Origin of the sequence: Mesorhizobium sp. M0340, assembly GCF_040321535.1 — a bacterium.
GTDB lineage: Bacteria > Pseudomonadota > Alphaproteobacteria > Rhizobiales > Rhizobiaceae > Mesorhizobium.
The window spans coordinates 30,940-51,087 of the sequence record NZ_JAMYRR010000011.1; the positions used below are offsets into that span (position 1 = coordinate 30,940).

The following is a 20,148-nucleotide window of genomic DNA, read 5'->3' on the forward strand; positions in this document are numbered from 1 at the left end:
TCGCGCGGGGCATCGATGACCGGAAATTTCGTCGTTACGCTGTGCGGCATCAGCTTGATCTTCTGACCAGACCAGCAGCCGAGACAGGATAACAGACGCGTGGATCCGTCGCTCCGACAAGGCGCGGATCACACGGTGGCCTCTACATGCACCAACGTTTGTTGCCGTATGCTGGTCGCGGTATCCCTTCCATGAAAGTCCCGGTACCATTCGACAAAGCGTTGCACTCCGTCCTCAAGCCGCGTCGTCGGGGCGAAGCCGACGGCCTTGCGAAGATCGCTGACGTCGGCGCGTGTCTCTAAAACGTCGCCAGGCGGCAACGGCACATCCACGCGAAGCGCCCGGCAGCCAAGGGCGGTCTCGATGATCGAAATGAGCCGGTTGATCTCCTCGGGCCAGTCGTTGCCGATGTTGTAGACGCGATACGGCGCGGAACTTGTAGCAGGATCGGCGGTGAAAGGGTCCCAATGCGGATCGGGCCGCGGCGGTGCAGCAAGTGCTCGAACCACGCCCTCAGCGATATCGTCGATATAGGTGAAGTCTCGCCACACGCGGCCGGCATTGGCTACTTCGATTGGATTCCCCTCGATAATCGCACGCGTGAACATATAGACCGCCATGTCGGGCCTGCCCCAGGGGCCATAAACAGTGAAGAAGCGCAGTCCAGTCATAGGTAAGCCGAACAAGTGACTGTATGAATGCGCCATGAATTCGTTTGAACGCTTGGTTGCGGCGTATAGACTGACAGGATGATCGGCGCCGTGATGCTCGGAAAACGGTATGGTTCGATTTGAGCCGTAGACGGAGCTCGACGAGGCATAGACGAGGTGATTAACGCCGAAGTGACGGCAGCCCTCAAGGACGTTGAGAAAGGCTATTATGTTCGATTGCAGATAGGCATGCGGGTCAACTAGTGAATGTCGCACGCCGGCCTGAGCCGCGAGATGCACAACGTTTGAAGGTCGAACTTCTGAAAACAGCAACTGGACACGCGCCGCATCCGCCAGATCAATTCGCATCGGAGTGAAGCCCGACTCGGTACAGAGGCGCGCAAATCGCGCTTCCTTGAGTCGTGGATCGTAGTAGGGGGAGAAATTGTCGACGCCGATGACTTCGACACCCAGACGCAAAAGCCGCAAAGCGACGTGAAAACCAATGAAGCCTGCCGCGCCGGTGACGACGATCGGTCCGGTCCGTGCCAGTCTCTTCACCGCGCGGTCCGAACGCGATCGAGCGATTTCCACCTTCTCCGCTGCGGCAAGAACAGACTCGCTGCCTAGATCGTTGTCCAACTTGTCGCCTTTCGAATCCGTTCGACAGTACCGAATGGCCGGTCCGGGATTGCGGCCTCCGTCATGCGGTGCACGACCTGCCAAGTCATGACACTCCAACTTGCGCCGTCTGAATCCCCGGGCGGATGCCGACGTCCGGCGATGGTATCCAGTGGCCTGCCCCTACGGCAGGACCGAAATGCGGCCAAGAAGGGCCACCAGTTCCGCCTGGCGTTTTGTTTCGGTCTTGGCGAACAGCGAGGCAAGCTGGGAACGGATCGTGGTGCGGCTGAGGCGCCAGCTGCGAGCGATCTCCAAAGGAGCGTCGCCCTGAGCCAGGCGCAAGGCGAGGTGCGTTTCTGCGCTCGTCAGGCCAAACATTCTTTGCAACGTGCGAGGATTTGGCCCAGATCTGTTATCCCGATCCAGCAACGCCACAATGCTCGTTCCGTCGGGAGCGATAACGCCGTTCTCGTTCAGAATCACCGGACGGTCGCCTCTGCTGCGGATCACCACCCAGGATAGTGAGCCCGGCAGGAATTGACCCGGAACATTTGCGATCAGCCGCCTTAGGGCGGTCGTAAGCCCGCTCGCCGTGTCGGCCGCTTCGCCCTGGCGCTCAAGCGTGGTTTGGGCGGCTGCGTTCCACTCGACCACCTTTCTCTCGCGATTCAGCACGAGATAGCCACAGCCAATGCGATCAAGCACGCCGGTTATGGATTCCAGACTGCGGCCTTTTTGTTCGCCGAACCTTGCGTCCAATAGATCCGATGCGCGATCGGCAAGGTGACCAGAAGAGGGCCGCGTATTCCGCGCTTCAAAATCATACCTGGTCCTCGTAGCAATGTACCGATTGCTCGAAGAAGCATTCACCTGTCTATCGATCAGATTCATTTTCTACCCCTAACCCAAAGTTTCACACGCCCGAAATAAGTATTCGGGATTCATGTAGTCTTCTATGTGTCGCTGGATTCTAGTCTTCTATGCGCTGACGGATAATATGTTCATCGCCACCTTGAAAAACTTAATATGATCCGACAGTTCTAAGGCAGCTCTTAGGCCCCGCTGCGTCCGATAAAATGCGCGCTATGATAGCGGTATGGCAATCCGGCAGTGGTACTAAGCTGTACGTTTTTTGCTCTAGTCTCGACGGGCTAGTCAGAAGGTTGTAGTCTGTGTCCATGAGCTCGCAGTCGCGCAGGTCGAATTCGAACCCGTCGGGCAGATTGCTAACTCATATTGCCTCTGCATCGGTGTTAGCTGCCACACTGATATTTGAAATCAAATCGTCAGCATATATTGGGCAAGGCGCCAGTTTTCTGGAATTTATTCCGGCGATTATTATTATCGCCTATCTCGAAGACCGCGTGGCAGCGCTCGCGGCGACCATTCTGATGGTGACTGTCGGCCTGTGGGCGCGAGGACACGATCACATTTCAAATGGAGATTGGGCACGCGCAATCCTGCTTCTGGTTTCGGGCGGGGTAATTGCCATGACGTTCCATCGCCTTCGGCAGGACTTGCGTGAGTTGCTGGAAGTCGCGGAGGCCAGGCTAGCTGCCGTCGAAGCGACAGAAAGCCGCTATCGTTGGGCCTTCGAACGTGCTGCCCTGGGATTCGCGAACACCAACGAGAAAGGTGAGTTGCTGCAGTCCAACAAACGCCTTTGCGAGATGACCGGGTACAAGGAGGAGGAGCTTGCCCAATTGCGGCTCGATACGCTCGCCCATCCGAACGACCGGCATACCTTGGCGCAATTGTTGGCGAGGCTGGGCAATGACATCTCTTCGTTCGTTTCCGAGGTCCGTCTGTTAAGAAAGGACGGTATGGCATTCTGGGCTCGGCTAACGCTTTCTTCGTCCGTGCCCAAGGGGGGACTCTCGGAGAGCATCTTCGTGGTGGTCGACGATATTTCGGAACGACGCGCTGTTCACGAAGCGCTTCGGGCGCAGAAGGAATGGCTGGACCTCGCTCTGTCTGCTGGACGCTTGGGCACGTGGCGCATCGACCTTAAAGACGGGACAGTCACGGGCTCGGACACGTTCTGGGACATTCTCGGCCTGGCCCAGGCCAATAGCCGCAGTTTGGAGGAACTGTCAGCTGTCGTCCATCCGGCGGACTGGCCAAAGCTGGCCGCATCGAGAAAGGCCGCACCATCGGTCACGAATTACGATGTTGAGATACGTGTCCGCCGACCGGACGGACATATCCGCTGGGTTGCGCTGCGCGGAAGGGAGGAAAGACATGATGATGGTGGACAGCGGCTTGGAGTGGCTGCCGACCTGAGCGAGAGACGACAAACCACGCTGCTGCGTGCCGCGGCAAAGAAGCGGGAGCGCATCATGCTCGAACAGCGTCATAGATTCGGCAATGTTTTCGCGGTGATCACGGCGCTCGTGAAGATGGTCGATGTTCCCGGAAACAACGTCGCCAAATACAAGGAAATGCTGATCGATCGGATACGCGCGCTCGAGGCAACCCATTTGCTTCTTTCCCGCAATGGCAGCGTATCGGGGGCGATAAACGATCTCGTTGCGCAAGAGTTGCACCCTTATATGGGGACACGCGCCATATCGGTCAGCGGTCCGTCCGTGGCGATATCGGGAGGCGCCGCCGAGAGTTTTGCAATGATCGTTCACGAGCTTGCCACCAATTCCATGAAATACGGAGCGCTTGGCGATTCAAAAGGCCGGATCGACGTAAGCTGGACGTTCGCAGCTGAAGACACAGGCAGCGATATCGTGTTCGAGTGGGTCGAATCGGGGCGGCGGCGGACCTCAAGTGTAGTCCGTCATGGCTTCGGTTCCATGATAATCGGCGTGGATGGAGCGCCGCTTGTCGGTCACTCTCCCAGGCTGGAAATATCGGACCAAGGGTTGCGGTATTCGCTGCGGCTGTCGCGCAAGGAAATCGGATTGTAGTGCAGTGCTACAATCGGAAGCAGATATCTAAAGGCGGGTGGCGCTGAGCGGCCTTTGAGATGGGCAGTATTCTTTCCAAGAATGTCGTTGGCCCAAAACTGCGCCGTGGCTTTGGGATATGCAGTAATATGCGTGAGGAGTCATGGGATGCCGTTGCACGTCCAAAAGGACGCGCGGCGCTCTAGCTGGCATGTCTCGAAAGCCAAGTCTTCAGCATAACGGCAGCCTCAGTCCGATTGCGTACCCCCAATTCACGCAGAACCGCAGCAGCGTGGATTTTCGTGGTCGCCTCCGCGATTTCCAGATCGCGCGCAATTTCCTTGTTTGAATAGCCTTCCGCCATCAGCTTGAGGACTTCCTTTTGCCTCGAGGTCAGCCTGCCAAGGTTGACGCCAGCGGTACGTCGCTGTGGGCCCTTCTCGGAGTGGGTATGCGCGTGGGTTGCTTGCGTTGCACCCGAGCGTGACAGAAGTGCGGGAACATAGATGCGCCCGGAGAGGATTTCATTGACGGCTAAAACAACCTCTTCGTCCGTCTGCGACTTTACGATGTAACCGTGAAGCCCGATCGACAGAGCCGTGAGTATTTCCGAGCGTGAATCGTTTCCGGAAACGATCGCAAATCGCGTATCCGGATAGGCGGACAGGATCCCGCCGAGCACTTCTTGATTGAACAGGCCTGGCATATTCAGATCCAGGATCGCGAGATCCACGAACGATTGCTCCGCCAGCAAACTGAGCACCGCGTCGAAACAAGACGCTTCAAATATCTCTACACCTGGAATGCCTGCGGTCAGTGCCAATCGCAAGCCGCGACGATACAAGCCGTGATCGTCGGCGATGACGATTCGATACATTGAACTACCCCAACGCGTATCTGAATGGATTGAACGGTGATGGGCCTGAAGTCGTAGCCATTCACTCGTCATTCATCCAGCCGACGCCGCGGCACCCCCAACACCGCAAACGCCGAATTTCTAATATAATCTTAAATAACGGGAAACGCTCCTCTTTTTTTTGCCCCTTATGAGCGAACCCGCCGAACGTCGTCGAACATACGTTCTGGCCTTCTGGAAAGCTGACAGACCGGCTGGTCGTTCAGCACTGCCATAGATCCAAAGATATAGAACAGCAAAACGGCCGAATTGTTACCATTCGAATGCACGACGACATCCACCCCGACGGCCACATACCATCCAGATGCAATGTCCGGATCAGGGATCGGCGGGGAAATCTCACCGGTCTTCTACGGGAAATCTCACCGGTTCTTCGGAGGGGCAAAGAACGTGTTTCCCGGGTGCTGATCAAGGCAGGATAGCCGGCCCGTGACGATAGCGTTCAGGCCGAATGAACAAGGGAGGACCAGGATGAAAGCGGTGATTCAATGTGGAGGAATGGGAACACGCCTCCGCCCCTTCACTTCGGTCTTGCCGAAGCCGCTCATGCCGATCGGCGCACGGCCGGTTCTCGAGATGCTTCTGAAATGGTTGCGACGCAACGGTATTCAGGAAGTCTATATTACAACTGGGTATCTTGGCCACTTGATCCGCACCGTGTGTGGAGATGGCTCGCAGTGGAACCTGAAAATTCGATATACGCAGGAGATGGAGCCGCTTGGCACCATCGGGCCACTGTCTTTGATCAGGGATGAACTGACGGAGCCGTTTATCGTTCTCAATGGCGACGTCCTTACGGATCTAAGCCTCAGTCGATTTGTAGCAGCGCACCGTAAGCACACCGATCCGGTGACGATCGCAACAGCCTGTCGTCTGATCAAGATGGATTTCGGCGTCATCGACGAAGTCGACAATACCGTGCAGGTCTTTCGCGAGAAGCCGACCCTCTCGCATCTGGTCAGCATGGGAATTTACTGCATGAACCCGGACGTTCTGCAGTTTATCCCATCCGGCATACCCTTTGGGTTCGACGACCTGATGCTGCAGATGATGCAGAACGGCACAACCGTGCACGTGTACAAGCATGAGGGTCTCTGGCTCGATATCGGGCGCGTCGACGACTTCCAGAACGCACAGACCATTTCCTGGGAAGACCAATCGGCCTCGATCGAGGTCACCGCGACGGCTGCATGATGAAGTCACGAGCTCGGTTCCCACAATTATCAGTCTAGGAGGTTGTGATGCTCTTGGTCAGTGCCCCGATCCTGGGTGTGCCGGAAAAGACTGCTTTGACCAAGGTCATCGACAGCGGCTGGCTGACAATGGGGGAGCAGGTACGAGCCTTCGAACAAGCTTTTGCCGACGTCCATGGTGCGGAGGATTGCGTCGCGGTCGGTTCTTGTACGGCAGCGCTTCATCTCATTTTGCACGCACTTGGCATCGGACCGGGCGACGAGGTGCTGGTGCCATCCTTGACTTTCGTGGCGACCGCAAATGCGGTCCTCTATGTCGGTGCGACACCGGTCTTCGTGGACATCGAGTCAGCCGACGTGCCGCTGATGTCGATCGTGGAAGCCGAAGCGAAATGCACGACCCGCACCAAGGCAATCATTCTCGTCCATTTCGCCGGCTACCTCGCCGATCGGGAACAATGGCAGAGGTTCGCCCGTGCCCGGGGGCTGCATATCGTCGAGGACGCGGCGCATGCGCCGGGCTTGAAGGAGGTGGGGACATTTGGTGCCGCGGCCGCCTTCAGCTTCTACGGCAACAAGAACATGACCACGGCGGAAGGCGGGGCTGTGATCGCCAGGGATGCCGGTCTGCTCGAGACAATCCGCCAGGCGCGTGGACATGGGATGACCACCGGGACACGTCAAAGGCTGAACAGCCGCACCCCTCAGTATGATGTCACCATGCTCGGATTCAACTATCGCATGGATGAATTGCGGGCTGCGATCGGACTCGTCCAGCTGCAAAATTTGCAGGAGTGGAATGAGATCAGGCGTATCCTGGTCATGCTGTATCGCCGTCTCATAGCCAAGCATTGTCCGGCCGTGACCATCCCGTTCCACGAGCCGCGGACGTCGGCCTACCACATCATGCCTATCCTTTTGCCACGTTACGCCGACAGGCAAGACGTCATCGACGCACTGCGCGCGCAAGGGATACAAACCACTATCCACTACCCGCCGGTGCACCAGATGACTCTCTATCGTGAGCTTATCCCCGATACTCATTTGCCGCGCACCGAAGATTTTGCGCAGCGCGAGCTGACGGTACCGCTGCATCCGCAGGTCACGGCACCTTTGGTCGAAACGGTGGTTGTCGCTCTTGCCGCAGCGGTTAGCGGTTGCGCTCAGACAGGAACAGCCGCATGAATGCCCTGGACCTAGCCATTCACCGGCCTAACGTCTCAAGTGCCGCCCATGGGACTGTGAGACGAGCAATTGATCTCGTCATTGCTGCGGCCGCGGCGATCGTCTTTGCTCCGCTGATGTTGCTGATTGCCGTGGCGCTGCTGCTGGAAGGCGGTCGGCCCATCTTCTTTACGCAGACCCGCGTCGGGGCCGGTGCTCGCCCATTCCGCATGTACAAGTTCCGCAAGTTCAGCGTGCAATGCGATTCCGGAGGCTTGGCGCTGACCATGGCCTATGACAGCCGCATGACGCCGGTAGGACGGTTCCTCGCCGTCACCAAGTTCGACGAGCTGCCGCAGCTTTGGAACGTCTTCAGGGGCGAGATGGCAATCGTCGGGCCGCGCCCGGAGAGCCTTGTCTTCGCCGATTGTTTTCGCGGGGGCTTCGAGGGTATTTTACAATACAAGCCAGGCTTGCTTGGTCCAGCCCAGGTTCTCTTCCGGAACGAAGCGCATTTTTATCCGCGATCCGTGGACCCGTTACTGTTCTACCGCGAGGTCTTGTTTCCGGCCAAAGCCAGGCTTGACCTTTCCTATTATCCGCAACGCACGATCGTCTCCGATGTCGTCTGGATGGTGCGCGGCCTGCTGGCGGTGCTTGGCGTCGTTTCGCCGCCGCCGATCGGAACTTGAGAGCAGTTGGGACATCGGCGCTCTCGTGGATTTGCAAAGTCAGTGCCTCACGTCATAGGGGGAACGCTCGGGTCATGGCATACAAGGGCAGGAAAGTTCTGGTTACGGGTGCCGATGGGTTCATCGGTTCGCATCTCACCGAGGCGCTCGTCCGTAGCGGAGCCGACGTCACCGCGGTGGCTCTCTACAATTCCTTCGACAGCCACGGCTGGCTGGACGATTTACCGGACACTATACGAAGCCGGTTGAACCTCATCCGCGGCGATGTTCGCGACAGCGCGTTCGTTAATCGGATCGTGCGCGGCCAGGCGGTCGTGTTTCATCTCGCCGCACTGATCGCTATCCCGTATTCGTATGCCGCCGCCCAGTCCTATGTGGAAACCAACATCCTGGGCACGGTCAACGTCCTCGAAGCGGCGCGCCAATGGGAGACTGAGCGTGTGGTGCACACCTCGACAAGCGAGGTTTATGGCACCGCGCTGACAATGCCTATCAGCGAGTCCCACCCATTGCAGGGACAGTCACCATATTCGGCATCCAAGATCGGTGCGGACATGATGGCGGAGTCCTACGCCAGATCGTTCGACATCCCCGTGGTTATCATGCGGCCCTTCAATACGTACGGCCCACGCCAAAGTGAGCGGGCCATCGTACCGACCATCATACGTCAGGCTCTCGATAAAAAATGCCCTGCGATCATGGTGGGAGACACAAGCCCGATCCGCGACCTTACTTTCGTGGAAGACACCGCGGCGGCGTTTTTGACCGCAGGTTCGGCGGAGCTCGAATTTGGCCATGCCTACAACGCCGGAAGCCAGCGCGCTGTGACGATCTCGGACATATTGGATCTGGTGATCGAGTTGAGTGGCTGCAAGAAACCAATTCACCGCGACGAGCGCCGGCTGCGGCCGCAGAATTCCGAGGTGCGTGCCTTGCTGGCCGATTCTTCGCGCCTCGAAAGCAAGACTGGATGGCGCGCCCAGACCAGCCTGCGCGAAGGCTTGGAGCGGACCATCGGATGGTGGCAAGGGCGCCTCAGCGAAGGCCGGGTGCGACACGAAATGGGCTACATGACATGACCTTTCGCCCACGTGGGTTGGCTCCGCTGTTGATTGCGGCTGCCTTGTCGTTGGATTTGTCCACGGCCAGCGGCCGGCAAGACAGCGCGCCGACACAGTTTGTCGCGCCAGTGATGATGGATCTGCCCGACTATCTCCAACCCGCGACGGATCCAGCCTTCGGGACAGTTTTCATGCGCATCACCAAACCTGGCGCTCTTGGCAACGGCGTCGTATGCGAGAAGAAATTTTGCAGCCACCGTTATTCCAGCTCCCAGGCGTGGAATTCAGACCAGAGCCTCCTCGTCATCACCAACGGCTGCAATGGCATGTGCTTTTTCGACGGGCACACCTATGTCCCGCTTTTCCGTCGCGCTCGATCGGCTGAATGCGAATGGCATCCGCAAAATCCCGATCTGATGATTTGCGTTCAGGACCGGAAAATTTCGACCTGGGCGCCACGGACCAATCGCGAAGACGTGCTGTTCGTGTCGCCGAATTACCATGATCTTCAGTTCGGTCCGTCCAAAGGCAATCCTAGCCGCGACGGCGATCGCATAGCAGTGCGCGCGATCCGTGGGGATGGTGCGATGGTTGCCTTTGCCTATGATCTCAAGCAGCGCCGGAAATTTCCTGATATCGATCTTGCCCAGCTTGCCGGAACGGTCAGCGCCTGCTCGATTTCCCCGCTGGGAGCGAACATCCTGTGCTTTCAGAACGTGAACGAAGACACAGAACAGCGAGCTATTTTCTCCGTCGACGGGACGTTGCGGCAGAGGTGGACGGACCATCATCGGCCCGGCCATGGCGATATGACGGTCGATGACGACGGTAGCGAAGTTTTCGTGGGCATCAGCAAATCCGACCCTGACAAATATCACGTCATCAAAAGGAGACTGATCGACGGGAAGGTCACCTCGCTTATGAGATTTGGCGAAGCGGAGCATGCGTCCGCGCGGGCACTGGACAGGAGCGGCTGGGTGTTCGTGAGCTATGGCGGCAATCCCGATGAGATATCTGCCAATCGCGACTGGGCGCCATATGCGCGAGAGGTGATCGCGCTGCGCCTCGACGGCAGCGGTGAGGTTCGACGAGTTACGCAAACCCACAACGTCCCGTCCGACTATTGGAGCGAAACCCATGCCTCGCCGTCCCCCGACGGCTCGCAGGTGATCTGGTCGAGCAACTGGGGCGTGCCTGGCGGGCCAGTCTACGAATTCATCACCCGTCTCGATTGGCCGGAAGAGTCGCGGTCGAACCAGAAGGAGATTGCCGCCAATGGTCCTCGTTAATCGAATCCTTCTTGTCGTGCTCGGCATGCTAGCCGCGATGGAAACGGCCGCTGCGGCGGAAGCGCGGGTTGCTTATCGACTTTCCGCCGGCGATACCGTCGAGATAGGAATTGCCTCCATCTCTGAGCGAACGCAACGTGCGGTGGTCCAGATGGACGGCACGATCGCGCTTCCCGAAGTCGGGATGGTTTCGGTTGGCGGCCTGACTCCGGCCGAACTGCAGACACGCATGCAGACGATCTTGCCAACCAAAATATTCCACCAGCGGCTGCCTGACGGGCGGGAGCAAATGATCGTCATCAAGCCGACAGACGTGACCGCCGTGGTTGCAGAGTACAGGCCGATCTATGTGACTGGCGACGTGCTCACTCCCGGACAGCAGGCCTATCGCCCGCTGATGACCGTGCGGCAGGCGATTGCCGTGTCAGGTGGCTTCAGCCTTTTGCGGTCCCGGGCAAACCAGGTTGGCCCCGATCCGGTGGATCTGCGGCGCGATTATGAGTCGCTTTGGGGGGAATACACGAGAGACTATTTTCACAGCGCCCGTCTGCGCGCCGAACTTCAGGGTAAGTCGACTTTCGACATGCAGCCACCACAAGGGTCGCCCTTGTCGGCAGGTTTTGCGTCGGCGATCGCCCAGGCCGAAGCAGAAGGGCTGAAGCTCTCGTTGGACAATTTCCAGAAAGAGCAGAGCTTTCTCGATAAAAGTGGCAAGGATGCTGCAGCACAAACTGAGACCTTGCTCGAGCGCGAGCGGGCCGAAGCGGATGGGGTGAAGGCGGACGAAGACGAACTGGCGCGCGTAAGGAAAGCGTTTGAGTCGGGAAATCTAACCAATACCCGGCTCGCCGACGTCCGGCGCGCTTTGGTGCTCTCTTCCAGCCGGGCACTCGAAACCTCGGTTGAACTTATGAGAGCACGACGTCAGCAGGACGATTTTGCCAGACAGCGCGAACGCAATGACAACCAAAGAAGGATCGGTCTGCTGACCGAGCTGAAGGATACCAACGTGCGCCTTGCCGATGTTAGCGCAAGACTTCGCGCCGCCAGCCAGAAGTTGCAGCCCTCGGGAGCGGCCGCCCTGCCGTTGCCGGTTGCCGGCGAAAGGATCCAGGCCGAGGTCACGATCGTTCGCAAGCTCGGCGAAGAATGGCGGAAACAGCTTGTCCAAGAAGACACCGAGGTCATGCCGGGAGACACGATCGAGGTCAGGTTCAGCAGCGCTCTCGAAAATGCGGCGACCCGATAGATCGGCCGGGCTGCCGGTTGAGAGTGTGGCAGCCCCCTCACTGCCTGAAGGCCCTGGAGAACTGGTCGGTAAGAGGCTTCATCAAGTAGGACCAGACACTGCGCTCGTCGGTTCTTATGTGGACTTCGGCGGGCATGCCGGGTTTGAGTATTTTCTCTCCAGTCAGGCAGGTCGCTTCATTCTCGACGTCGATGCGGGCCGAAAAATAGGAAAGCTGGCGTTGCTGATCCTTGATCAGATCCGCTGAGACGCGCTTGACCGAGCCTTCGCAAGCAGGTGTGGTGCCGGCGTCGAACGCCGGAAAGCGGATCGACACCTGCTGTCCGGGATGAATCTCATCGATACGCGACGGAGGAATGGAAGCGTCGACAACAAGGTTGTCGGAATCGGGCACAATCATCATGAGCACCTCTCCGGCGCCAATTACGCCTCCGACGGTGTGGACCGAGGATTCTTGTACCGTGCCCGACTGCGGGGCACGAATGTCTGTCCTGCCGAGTTCGTCTTCGGCCACCACCTTGCGCTCACTGAGTTCGGTCTGCTTGGCTTCCGTTTCGCGAAGTTCGTTGGTCACGTCGCTCCGCATTTGTTCGTCGAGCTGAAGCACCTGCAGGTCCGTTTCACTGATGTGAGCCTGTACCTCCGCTATCGCCGCGACAAGGCGTCCCGATTCGCCGCGAGTCCGGGTCTTCTCCAGGCTGACATTGCTCAACCTCTCCTTGGACACCAACTTCTTTGCGTAGAGAGATTCGACATCTGCAAGGTTCTTGGTCAGCAGATCCAGAGACTCGTCGGTCGCAGACTGCTGGGACTTGAGGCCATCGATCTGACGTTCCAGCTGCTTCGCGCGGCTTTGCAATTGTGCTTTCTGGCCAGCCAGCGCCGCAGCACGGCTTTCAAACAAGGCACGCTCGCCACTGACAAGTGCCGCCACTTGCGGGTCACCCATTTGAGCGCGAAGGTCGGGCGGGATCTGCATTTCCGGCAGACCCTGGCGCTCGGCCTCCAGTCGGGCCAGACGAATGGTGGCGCGATTGAGGTCCTCGGTAATTATCTGCAGGTTTGCTCGGGTCAAGGTGTTGTCCAGCCTGACCAACACGTCGCCGGCCTTCACATGATCGCCGTCCTGCGCGAAGATTCCGCCGATGGTGCCGCCGGTTTGATGCTGCACTTTTTTTATGTTGCTTTCGACCACCACAGTCGCAGGCGCAATCACCGCGCCGGCAATCTTGGTCAATCCCAACCAGAGCCCTCCGCCAAAGACCAACAGCAAGCTGGTTGCCAGGCCCAGGAGCAGATTGGCCCGAATGCCATCCGGATCTGGCTTCGTCCCCAACGAACGGCTCTCGCCACCGGCGGCGACGTATGACGACACGGTAACAGTGGAGCGATACCTGGCATATGCTCGGCCGCACCTTTGCGCGGCGGAACGACAATTTGTTGCCAGGCTCCGGACCAGATTACTCCAGAGTAGATTGGCTCGGATGCCATCCGACTCCGGCTTCGCCCCGGTCGGCTGGCCTTCGCCGCCAACCGCAGCATATGACGACATGGTCACGTTAGACACTAAGCAATACCTCACGCATGCCCGCTTGCACCGTGCTGCAGCGGAACGACAATGTTTGGCTTGTCCGGACGCGGGAAGGGCCGGACCACATTTGCCAGAACGTCTTCGCGCGAGCCGAACGAATGGAGCATCCCGTTCGACAGGACGAGTACCTGATCGATGTTGACGAGAGCGGAGGGGCGATGCGCAACGACGATCACGATACCGCCGCGCTGACGCACAGCCAGGATTGCGCCGGCCAAAGCAGCATCGCCGTCTGCGTCCAGATTGGAATTTGGTTCGTCAAGAACGACGAGGAAGGGATCGCCGTAAAGTGCCCTGGCAAGCCCGACGAGCTGCCTCTGCCCAGCCGAAAGGGCCGCGCCGCCTTCTCCGATGCGTGTTTGAAAACCCTGCGGAAGACGCATGATCATCTTGTCCACGCCCGCAGCCTTGGCAGCTGCCAGCACGCCTTTTGCGTCGCTTTTGCCACCGAACCTCGAAATGTTATCGGCGATCGTCCCGTCGAACAGCTCAACGTCCTGTGGCAGGTAGCCAATATGAATGCCGAGCAGTTCTGAGTTCCACTGATCGAGCGAGGCGCCATCCAATCTTACCGTGCCACGAAGCGGCTTCCACGCCCCGACCAAAGCGCGTACGAGCGTGGTCTTGCCGGAGCCGCTCGGGCCGACGACCGCCAACCCTGCGCCTCTTGCCAAGCGGAAGGTTACATTGAAGATGGTTGGCTTCTGCAGGCTTGGTGGCGCGACAGTCAAATCTTCGACCGCAAGCTCCGCCTTTGGGCGCGGCAGTTCCATTGTCTCTTGCTGGCTAGCAAAGGCATCCAGCGCTGCCGCCAGCTCGGAATAGCTCTTGCGGGTTGCCAGAAACCCTCTCCAGTTTGCGATGGCCACATCGACCGGCGCTAGTGAGCGGCCCAGCAAAATGGACGATGCAATGATCACGCCGGGCGAGGCCTCGCCCCCGATCACAAGGTAGGCACCAAGCCCCAGCACACATGATTGCAAGGCCATTCGCAGTGTCTTCGACAGTGAGCTTGCTGCGCCGACGACGTCCGAAAGCCGTTCCTGGTTCTTCAGATAAAGATGACTGACCTCGTTCCAGCGCCGGCTAAGCGGAGCAGACAGGCCCATCGCCTGAACGACCTCTGCATTGCGGCGGCCGGAATCCGCCAGCAGCCGCTGCGCGACGAGTGTTTCAGATGCACGAGCCGCAGGTTTGCGGCCGATGATCTCGGCAACCACCGTCAAAAAAACAACGGCGCATGCACCGAGCGTTGCCAGCACGCCAAGGGCGGGGTGCAGCAGATAGATGACCACCATATAAAATGGTATCCAGGGAGCATCGAATAAGACCGTCGGCCCCAGCCCGGAAAGAAAGCCACGTAGCTGGTCCAGATCACGAAGCGGGTGTATCCTGTTCGCATCCGGCCCGGCGACGAGGGGCAGGGAAAGCGAGGCTGCAAACGCCTTTTGCTGCAGATTTTTATGCAGGCGGCTGCCGATGCGGACCAACAGGCGAAGCCTCACGAAATCGAGGAGCCCATAGGCCGCGTAAAGTCCCAGCATCCCGACGGTAAATCCGACAAGAGTCGGCACGCTCTGCGAAGGCAGCACGCGGTCGTAGACCTGGAGCATGTAGACGGAGCCGGTCAAGGCGAGGATATTTATCAATGCGGAGAAAACGCCTACGCCGACGAGGCCGTGCACACAGCCAAACATTGCGGAGCGTAGATCGAGCGAGCGCTCTTTGGTCGACTTCATGATGCGCGCTCGTTGACGCGAAATTGCCGCGCAATCTCGTCGATTCTTTCGATGAGGGACAAACTTTAACCTTCCGGGAAGCAGCAGCTCCGCCCCGCTGCTGGAACATTACGAATTGCTTACATATGTGCCTTCTTTGATTAAAATGTAGCAAAATCGTGACGCCAGGCTGAGAATTCGGCAACTGGCTCGTCAGCCTGGGGATAACCGGCTCGAGTAAGGAGATATTCCTAATCATGACACGGCGCAGAAGCTTATGGTCATCTTTGTAGCATCAGGGCTTCAAAGCGTCTGAGGCGGGATTGGGTTTTGATTTTGTCGATCGAGAGTTAAGCGGTTTTAAGATACACTTTATCCGTGCGCCATTGTCGGCCACCAACGCCGGGTAAAACGGGAGGTGAGTATCGTGAGCGAAGAGATCAATGTCGCCGATGCCTATGGCAGGGGCCGCAGCACCTTCATGGGACTGCAGTTGCTCGTCTCGCCCGGTGCTCTTGTTCCTCGACCGGAAACGGAACTGCTCGGCAACGCCGCTCTCGATGTTCTGAGCCAACTGAACTTGCCGGTACCTCGCGTTGTCGACATGTGCTGTGGGGCGGGCAATCTGGCGTGCGCCATCGCGCACCACGCCCCCACCGCGCGCGTGTGGGCAAGCGATCTTACCGACGGATGCGTGCAGGTCGCGCGCCGCAACGTCATCCATCTTGATTTGGAGGAGCGGGTAACGGTGCTTCAGGGCGACTTGTTCAGCGCCTTCTCCGGCCTGGAGCTTGACGGCACGATCGATGTGGTCGTTTGCAACCCGCCCTACATTTCGGAAAAACGGCTCGAGGGCGACCGTTCGCATCTGGTCGAACTCGAGCCGCGTGAAGCATTCGCAGCCGGCCCCTACGGCCTGAGCATCCACATGCGGGTGCTCAAGGAGGCGCCGCGTTATTTGCGGCGCGGAGGCATCCTGCTTTTCGAGGTCGGCCTTGGCCAAGACCGGCAGGTCATGAGTTTGCTCGAGCGTTCCAAGGTCTATGAGAGTATCCGGTCAGTCACCAATCCAGCCGGCGAGGGCCGGGTGGTTGTGGCACATACAAAGGCGCAGGCATAAGCGCCACAGTCGCGGCAGGCTTCAGACGCGCTGTCGCGGCTTAAAACAGCCGGGGATTTGAAACAGAGCTGCGGGCTTTCGGCAATCAGTTTCTCTTGCGCATAACGTATCGCGCAATTCCCTGGATGGAATCGAGGTTCTCGGGCAGCAGCTCGCTGTCTTCGACCGTGATGCCGAAGGTCTCCTCGATGAAGCCGATAACCTCGAGCACCCCCGTCGAGTCCACGATGCCCTGGTCGAGAAGCGAGGTGTCGCTCTCCAGACTGTCCGGATCGGCTATATAGAAATTCGAGGCCAGGAAAGCGCGAATTTGTTCACTGAAGGTATCGGTTCTATCTTTGGTAGATAACATTGATTTCGCCTCCGGTACAAAAGATGAATGCTGATCAACTTCGCTTTGGTGCCGACTCATGACAGGGCCGTTTTTTTGAGTTTGCCCGTGTCGGTCATCGGCAGACTGGGTACGATGACGATGGACTTCGGAACCATGAAGTTTTCCAGCCGTCTCTGGCACTCTTTCTGCAACTGCTTTTCGCCGAGCATGCTTCCCTGCTCCATCACGACAAACGCCTTCACTGCTTGCCCGAGCAGCTCGTCCGGAACGCCGATGACCGCGGCTTCCCGTACGCCGGCAATGTTCATCAACGCGTTTTCCACCTCCTTCGGCGCTATCTTCTCTCCGCGCGATTTTATGATCTCGTCGCCGCGACCGACAAAGTAGAGATAGCCCTCGGCGTCCATCCGGCAGTAGTCGCCGGTGTACAGGACCTGCTCACCCGGCAGCGGTCCGGGTTTGAGCTTTCTGGCTGTCGCCTCCGGCTTGCCCCAATAGCCCTTCATCACCGTCGCTCCGCGGATGACGAGCTGACCAACGACGCCGGGTCCGACCCGCCTGTCATGCTCGTCGACAATCCACATTTCCGTGTTGGGGATGGCGATGCCGACGCTCAACGGCTTTCGCTCCAGATCGTCCGGCGGCAGGTAGGTGCAGCGCTTGCATTCGGTAAGGCCGTACATCGAATAGATACGGGCGCCAGAAAACAGCTCCTGCAGCAGGAGAATGTGCTTGAGCGGCAGGGCGGCCGCAGTGTTGGTGACATAGCGAATGCTCGAAAAATCCTGATCCCTCAGAGACTTGAGCTCCCCGAGTGCGGCAAAGATGGTCGGTACGCCGGGAAAGCCCGTCACCCTTTCTTGCTTGATCAGCCCAAGGATCTGCGCCGGGAAGGCGAACGAGCGCTCAAGCACCAGCCGGGCGCCCGCGCCGAACGCCATGATCATCTGGTAAAGACCGTAGTCGAAGGCGAGCGGCAGGACATTGAGGATCACCTCGTCTTCGGCAAGCGCCAGGTACGAGGAAATCGAGGCGCATGCGGCGATCATGTTTCGATGCGTCAGCATCACGCCCTTGGGCTCGCCCGTCGAGCCGGACGTATAAATGATCGCAGCGAGATCGATGTCGATGCAGCGGCGCGCGGGCGGCGTGCTGCGGGCTGCCGCGACCGCAGTATCCCAGCGCACAGCATGCGGAAGTTCTTGCAGGTCGTTGCGTTCGATCGGCCCGGAGACGATCATGCGGCGCAACGATGGGCAATTCCGCGCCGGATCCCTGAAAATCGAGTGCAGGTGTTTGTCGGTGATCAGTGCCGTCGGGCGGCAATCGTTGAGCAAATAATCGAGCTTGTCGCTTTTGGTGAGCGGATTGACGATGCACACCACGGCGTTGGCCTTGAGCACCGCCCAGAAAGCGACGACGGCCTCGACAGCGTTGTCGGCGAAGATCACCACTCGATCGCCACGCGCAATTCCAGCCTCGGTCAAATGGTGCGCTATGGCGTTCGAGCGCATGTCGAGATCGCCATAGGTGACACGTTGATTGCCGCACACCAGGGCCACCTTGGCGCCGAGCCGGCTGGCAGAGTTGGTGAGATAGTCGTGCAGGAGCGGTACGGCGTCATGCATCATGCGAGCACCTCTTCACGATACTCGCGGTCGATATCGATGCTGAGCTTGAGCGTGCGAGCCCCACTTGGACGGCTCGCGATAAATTGCCGATGGAGAAGCTGTGTCGACAGCACTCCGACCAGCGCCATATTGTCGGAGTTGGACAGGTCGCCGCCGCCGGCGCTGGCTTGGCACTTGCTCAGGAGCCGGGTAACCGATTTGGGATCGAAGACGTTCGCTTCGCGCAGCGCGGCCTCCGAAAGTGCTTCGCGAATGTAGGCCGGAGCGCCATCTGCGACGAAGCAAAGCGCGTTGGGGGCCCGGTAAGGCTGTTTCTTGCGGGTGACGATTTCCGACGGCACGATCGGTTGCGCCACACGTTTCAGCACATGCTTTTCGTCGAGCACGCGCAGCTTGTAGGCGGCCGGAAGCGAATTCGCGAGCCTCACGAGTTCATGGTCGAGGAACGGGAAGCGCCCCTCGACGGAATGAGCCATGAGCATCCTGTCCCCTTGTGAGGACAGCAGGTAGCCCGACATCAGCGTCTGGATCTCGATATACTGGTCCTGCGCAAGAGAGCCCCATCGCGAAAACTCCGACGGCAGGCGGGCAAGCAGCTCGGACACGGCGTTATGGCGCTCCGTTTGGGCGCGCATGTCTGCCGAAAACAGCCGCTTGATGGCGCTTGTGGTACGCCAGCGCGTGCCATGCGCAAAACCAGGCGCGTCACAGGCGTGGATGTCGCGCCCGAAGAACTGGCGTGCCATCGCTTGCTGCTGTACCGGCGAGCGGCTGAGATAAGGATAGAGGCGCTCCAGCAAACGGGAGCGTCGCTTCGAGGCGGGCTGGCGTCCCCAGAAGCGGCGGACCTTGCCTTCGCGGAACAAATCGTAGCCGGCGAACATTTCGTCGGCCCCTTCGCCGGTCAGCACGACCTTGATGCCATGCTGGCGCACCAGTCTCGAGAGCAGGAACAGCGGCGCCGGCGCGGTTCTTAGGATTGGCCGCTCGGCATGGTAGATCACCTCAGGGAAGATGCCAGCGATATCGCTGCGCGAAACAACCACCTCATGATGGTCGCTGCCGGCTACGCCGGCAACCAGCCGCTGGAAATGCGTCTCATCATATTCGGCGTCGGCAAAACGCAGCGAGAAAGTCTGGAAGCGCTCGCCCGCGAAGCGTCTCCCCAGCGTGGCGACCAGTGAGCTGTCGAGCCCGCCGGACAAATAGCAGCCAACCGGCACGTCGGCGCGTACTATCCTGAGCGCCGTCGCGGCCTCCAGGGCGCTGCGCACTTCCTCCACCGCGTCATCAAGCGAGCCGCTGAATTCATCATCACCAGGCCCGTCAACCTCTGGATAGGCAGGCTTCCAAAAAGCCCGCTCGCGAACGACGCCGCGGTCATAAATGCGGACATGCCCAGGCGTGAGTTCGCTTACTCCTCCAAACACGCCTTGTGGCGGCGCGACAGTCCAAAGAGTAAAAGTCTGATCGATGCCGGCTGGATCGAACACGCGGGGTATGTCCGCATCGGCCGCGAAAATGGCCTTCACCTCGCTGGCGAAGTAAAGCCGTCCGCCATGCTCGCAAAAGTGCAGCGGGCAGATGCCGAACCGATCCCGCGACAAGACGAGACGACCAGCCACGGAGTCCCAGATGGCGACTGCCCACTGCCCATTCATTCGCTCGAAGGCGGCCTCGCCCCAGGCATGATAGGCATGGACGATGACCTCGGTGTCGCTGCGTGTGCGGAAGCGATAGCCGAGCGCGGCCAGGTCTTGTCGCAGCTCGACGTAATTGAAGATTTCGCCGTTGAAGACGATCCACATCGTGTCGCCCGCGCCGGCGAGTGGCTGCTGGCCGCTCGCGAGATCGATGACGGACAGGCGGGCATGCGCCAATCCCGCACGTCTGTCCCGGTAAAGGCCGCGCTCGTCCGGGCCGCGATGCGCCAGCGCGCCCACCATCTGCATCAGCGCATCCCGGGAAGGGGGAGCCGCGGCGCCGCTCAGCGACACAATTCCGGCGATGCCGCACATC

16 protein-coding genes are annotated in these 20,148 nt (G+C 59.1%); 8 read left to right on the forward strand and 8 right to left on the reverse strand.

Features of this window, described 5'->3' with window-relative positions:
- Positions 1-128: 128 nt before the first annotated feature.
- Both NKI79_RS17285 and NKI79_RS17290 read right to left on the reverse strand, forming a co-directional pair.
- A complete protein-coding gene (locus NKI79_RS17285; protein WP_352803232.1) occupies positions 129-1,211 on the reverse strand; it encodes an NAD-dependent epimerase/dehydratase family protein in 1,083 nt (360 codons plus the stop codon).
- Positions 1,212-1,454: 243 nt separating this feature from the next.
- Positions 1,455-2,165 (reverse strand): helix-turn-helix transcriptional regulator, encoded by a 711-nt coding sequence (locus NKI79_RS17290; protein ID WP_352507238.1) that lies wholly within the window; start codon positions 2,163-2,165, stop codon positions 1,455-1,457.
- A 287-nt stretch (positions 2,166-2,452) separates the two neighbouring features.
- Here NKI79_RS17290 and NKI79_RS17295 point away from each other — a divergent pair, with 287 nt between their 5' ends.
- Entirely contained in the window at positions 2,453-4,192 is a 1,740-nt protein-coding gene (locus NKI79_RS17295; RefSeq protein ID WP_352480473.1) for a PAS domain S-box protein, read from the forward strand.
- A 181-nt stretch (positions 4,193-4,373) separates the two neighbouring features.
- Here NKI79_RS17295 and NKI79_RS17300 read toward each other — a convergent pair whose 3' ends face one another.
- Entirely contained in the window at positions 4,374-5,048 is a 675-nt protein-coding gene (locus NKI79_RS17300; protein ID WP_352480474.1) for a LuxR C-terminal-related transcriptional regulator, read from the reverse strand.
- Positions 5,049-5,558: 510 nt separating this feature from the next.
- On the opposite strand from NKI79_RS17300, the gene NKI79_RS17305 reads away from it, so the two are divergent.
- The 6 genes from NKI79_RS17305 to NKI79_RS17330 all read left to right on the forward strand — a co-directional run bounded on the left by NKI79_RS17305 (position 5,559) and on the right by NKI79_RS17330 (position 11,735).
- On the forward strand, positions 5,559-6,281 hold the full coding sequence (locus NKI79_RS17305) for a nucleotidyltransferase family protein (RefSeq protein WP_023675619.1): 723 nt from the start codon (positions 5,559-5,561) through the stop codon (positions 6,279-6,281).
- Between the two features lie 47 nt (positions 6,282-6,328).
- Positions 6,329-7,465, forward strand: coding sequence for a DegT/DnrJ/EryC1/StrS family aminotransferase (locus NKI79_RS17310; protein ID WP_352480475.1), 1,137 nt, complete (start codon positions 6,329-6,331; stop codon positions 7,463-7,465).
- Positions 7,462-8,136 carry a sugar transferase gene (locus tag NKI79_RS17315; RefSeq protein ID WP_352802982.1) on the forward strand — a complete coding sequence of 225 codons (675 nt, stop codon included), beginning with the start codon at positions 7,462-7,464 and terminating at the stop codon, positions 8,134-8,136. Before NKI79_RS17310 ends, NKI79_RS17315 begins: the two co-directional genes overlap by 4 nt.
- 74 nt (positions 8,137-8,210) lie before the next feature.
- A complete protein-coding gene (locus tag NKI79_RS17320; RefSeq protein WP_352802985.1) occupies positions 8,211-9,215 on the forward strand; it encodes an SDR family NAD(P)-dependent oxidoreductase in 1,005 nt (334 codons plus the stop codon).
- Positions 9,212-10,486 carry a hypothetical protein gene (locus NKI79_RS17325; RefSeq protein WP_352803234.1) on the forward strand — a complete coding sequence of 425 codons (1,275 nt, stop codon included), beginning with the start codon at positions 9,212-9,214 and terminating at the stop codon, positions 10,484-10,486. The genes NKI79_RS17320 and NKI79_RS17325 overlap by 4 nt, the downstream gene beginning before the upstream one ends.
- On the forward strand, positions 10,473-11,735 hold the full coding sequence (locus NKI79_RS17330) for a polysaccharide biosynthesis/export family protein (protein WP_352802988.1): 1,263 nt from the start codon (positions 10,473-10,475) through the stop codon (positions 11,733-11,735). Before NKI79_RS17325 ends, NKI79_RS17330 begins: the two co-directional genes overlap by 14 nt.
- Positions 11,736-11,772: 37 nt before the next feature.
- On the opposite strand, the gene NKI79_RS17335 is transcribed toward NKI79_RS17330, so the two are convergent.
- Positions 11,773-13,071: an HlyD family type I secretion periplasmic adaptor subunit gene (locus tag NKI79_RS17335; RefSeq protein ID WP_352802989.1), complete on the reverse strand. Its 1,299-nt coding sequence runs from the start codon at positions 13,069-13,071 to the stop codon at positions 11,773-11,775.
- Between the two features lie 242 nt (positions 13,072-13,313).
- Positions 13,314-15,065: a type I secretion system permease/ATPase gene (locus NKI79_RS17340; RefSeq protein ID WP_352802992.1), complete on the reverse strand. Its 1,752-nt coding sequence runs from the start codon at positions 15,063-15,065 to the stop codon at positions 13,314-13,316.
- 406 nt (positions 15,066-15,471) lie between these two features.
- On the opposite strand from NKI79_RS17340, the gene NKI79_RS17345 reads away from it, so the two are divergent.
- The gene (locus tag NKI79_RS17345; RefSeq protein WP_352802995.1) at positions 15,472-16,164 is read left to right on the forward strand and encodes a N5-glutamine methyltransferase family protein; all 693 of its coding nucleotides are present in this window, start codon (positions 15,472-15,474) and stop codon (positions 16,162-16,164) included.
- An 85-nt stretch (positions 16,165-16,249) separates the two neighbouring features.
- Here the strand turns inward: NKI79_RS17345 and NKI79_RS17350 are convergent, their stop codons facing one another.
- The 3 genes from NKI79_RS17350 to asnB are packed head-to-tail and all read right to left on the reverse strand — an operon-like array spanning position 16,250 to position 20,147.
- Positions 16,250-16,516, reverse strand: a complete 267-nt coding sequence (locus tag NKI79_RS17350) for an acyl carrier protein (protein ID WP_254819389.1) — start codon at positions 16,514-16,516, stop codon at positions 16,250-16,252.
- A gap of 56 nt (positions 16,517-16,572) precedes the next feature.
- On the reverse strand, positions 16,573-18,129 hold the full coding sequence (locus NKI79_RS17355; RefSeq protein WP_352802998.1) for a class I adenylate-forming enzyme family protein: 1,557 nt from the start codon (positions 18,127-18,129) through the stop codon (positions 16,573-16,575).
- A complete protein-coding gene (asnB, locus tag NKI79_RS17360; RefSeq protein WP_352803000.1) occupies positions 18,126-20,147 on the reverse strand; it encodes an asparagine synthase (glutamine-hydrolyzing) in 2,022 nt (673 codons plus the stop codon). Before asnB ends, NKI79_RS17355 begins: the two co-directional genes overlap by 4 nt.
- Position 20,148: the final 1 nt, after the last annotated feature.

What these genes read in the sequence shown, in the direction of transcription:
- NKI79_RS17290 (WP_352507238.1), bottom strand. Translation starts at nt 2,165, where the DNA reads ATGAATCTGATCGATAGACAGGTGAATGCTTCTTCGAGCAATCGGTAC.
- NKI79_RS17320 (WP_352802985.1), top strand. Translation starts at nt 8,211, where the DNA reads ATGGCATACAAGGGCAGGAAAGTTCTGGTTACGGGTGCCGATGGGTTC.
- NKI79_RS17355 (WP_352802998.1), bottom strand. Translation starts at nt 18,129, where the DNA reads ATGATGCATGACGCCGTACCGCTCCTGCACGACTATCTCACCAACTCT.
- NKI79_RS17350 (WP_254819389.1), bottom strand. Translation starts at nt 16,516, where the DNA reads ATGTTATCTACCAAAGATAGAACCGATACCTTCAGTGAACAAATTCGC.
- NKI79_RS17340 (WP_352802992.1), bottom strand. Translation starts at nt 15,065, where the DNA reads ATGAAGTCGACCAAAGAGCGCTCGCTCGATCTACGCTCCGCAATGTTT.
- NKI79_RS17315 (WP_352802982.1), top strand. Translation starts at nt 7,462, where the DNA reads ATGAATGCCCTGGACCTAGCCATTCACCGGCCTAACGTCTCAAGTGCC.
- NKI79_RS17295 (WP_352480473.1), top strand. Translation starts at nt 2,453, where the DNA reads ATGAGCTCGCAGTCGCGCAGGTCGAATTCGAACCCGTCGGGCAGATTG.
- NKI79_RS17310 (WP_352480475.1), top strand. Translation starts at nt 6,329, where the DNA reads ATGCTCTTGGTCAGTGCCCCGATCCTGGGTGTGCCGGAAAAGACTGCT.
- NKI79_RS17300 (WP_352480474.1), bottom strand. Translation starts at nt 5,048, where the DNA reads ATGTATCGAATCGTCATCGCCGACGATCACGGCTTGTATCGTCGCGGC.
- NKI79_RS17325 (WP_352803234.1), top strand. Translation starts at nt 9,212, where the DNA reads ATGACCTTTCGCCCACGTGGGTTGGCTCCGCTGTTGATTGCGGCTGCC.
- asnB (WP_352803000.1), bottom strand. Translation starts at nt 20,147, where the DNA reads ATGTGCGGCATCGCCGGAATTGTGTCGCTGAGCGGCGCCGCGGCTCCC.
- NKI79_RS17305 (WP_023675619.1), top strand. Translation starts at nt 5,559, where the DNA reads ATGAAAGCGGTGATTCAATGTGGAGGAATGGGAACACGCCTCCGCCCC.
- NKI79_RS17330 (WP_352802988.1), top strand. Translation starts at nt 10,473, where the DNA reads ATGGTCCTCGTTAATCGAATCCTTCTTGTCGTGCTCGGCATGCTAGCC.